2 protein-coding genes are annotated in these 1,179 nt (G+C 66.8%); both read left to right on the forward strand.

Annotated elements, in window-relative coordinates:
- Positions 1-232, forward strand: a 232-nt coding sequence (locus ACH442_RS48055; RefSeq protein ID WP_396344932.1) for a transposase, incomplete at its 5' end; no start/stop codon positions are given.
- The gene (locus ACH442_RS48060) at positions 229-1,149 is read left to right on the forward strand and encodes an IS3 family transposase (RefSeq protein ID WP_396344933.1); all 921 of its coding nucleotides are present in this window, start codon (positions 229-231) and stop codon (positions 1,147-1,149) included. The genes ACH442_RS48055 and ACH442_RS48060, both read left to right, overlap by 4 nt.
- The last annotated feature ends 30 nt before the right edge of the window (positions 1,150-1,179 follow it).

Genomic DNA, 1,179 nt, shown 5'->3' on the forward strand with positions numbered 1-1,179 from the left:
CGTCGGGGCGATCCGGCGGATCGCTGATCAGCTCGGGATTCATCCCGAAGCGTTGCGGACGTGGGTGAAGAAGGCTGAGGTCGACGCCGGCGATCGGCCGGGCACGAGCAGCAGCGACGCGGAGCGCCTCGCCGCGCTGGAACGCGAGAATCGTGAGCTGCGCCGGGCGAATCAGATCCTGAAGTCTGCGGCGTCTTTCTTCGCGGCGGAGCTGGACCGTCCGTCGCGATGAGGGTCGCCTTCGTCGACTCCCAACAGGAAGAACACGGTGTCCAGCCGGTCCTGCAGGCCCTCGAAGACACGCCGGCACAGATCGCACCGTCGACTTACTACGCAGCCAAGACCCGCCCGGCCAGCGCCCGGACGGTCCGCGACATCGAACTGACCGCGACGATCAAGCAGGTCCATGAGGAGAACTACGGCGTCTACGGCGCCCGCAAGATCTGGCACGAGCTGCGCCGCACGGGCGTGCCGGTGGCCCGCTGCACCGTCGAGCGACTCATGCGCGCCGCGGGGCTGCGCGGGCTGCTGCGTGACAAGTCACCGCGCACGACCCGGCCTGCCGCGGAGACCGATCGGCCGCGTGACCTGGTCAAACGGAACTTCACCGCGACACGGCCGAACCAGTTGTGGGTCGCTGACCTGACTTACGTCCGCACCAGCGTCGGCTGGGTCTACGCCGCGTTCGTCCTCGACGTGTACTCCCGGCTGATCGTCGGCTGGCAGGTATCCACCTCGCTCTACACCGACCTGGCCCTCGACGCGTTGAAAATGGCCGTGTGGCGCCGCGAAAGTCAGGGCTCTGACCTGCGCAAACTGGTTCACCATTCCGACCGCGGCGTCCAATACCGAGCGATCCGTTACAGCCAGCGGCTCGCCGACGCCGGCGCCGTCGCCTCGGTCGGGTCGAAGGGCGACTCCTACGACAACGCCATGGCCGAGGCGTTCAACTCCCTGTTCAAGGCCGAACTCGTCCGCAACAAAGGACCGTGGCGCGGACTCGACGACCTGGAGATGGCCACCGTCGAGTACATCGACTGGTACAACAACCGGCGCCTGCACGGCGAGATCGGGCACGTCCCACCAGCCGAACACGAGGCATCACACGCGATGACCCAGCCGATCACCGCACCGCTGGAAACCAGCTAATCAACTCTCCACCAAACCCGGGGCTTGACA

The sequence above is a fragment of the Actinoplanes sp. NPDC020271 genome (assembly GCF_044388125.1).
Taxonomy (GTDB): Bacteria; Actinomycetota; Actinomycetes; order Mycobacteriales; family Micromonosporaceae; genus Actinoplanes.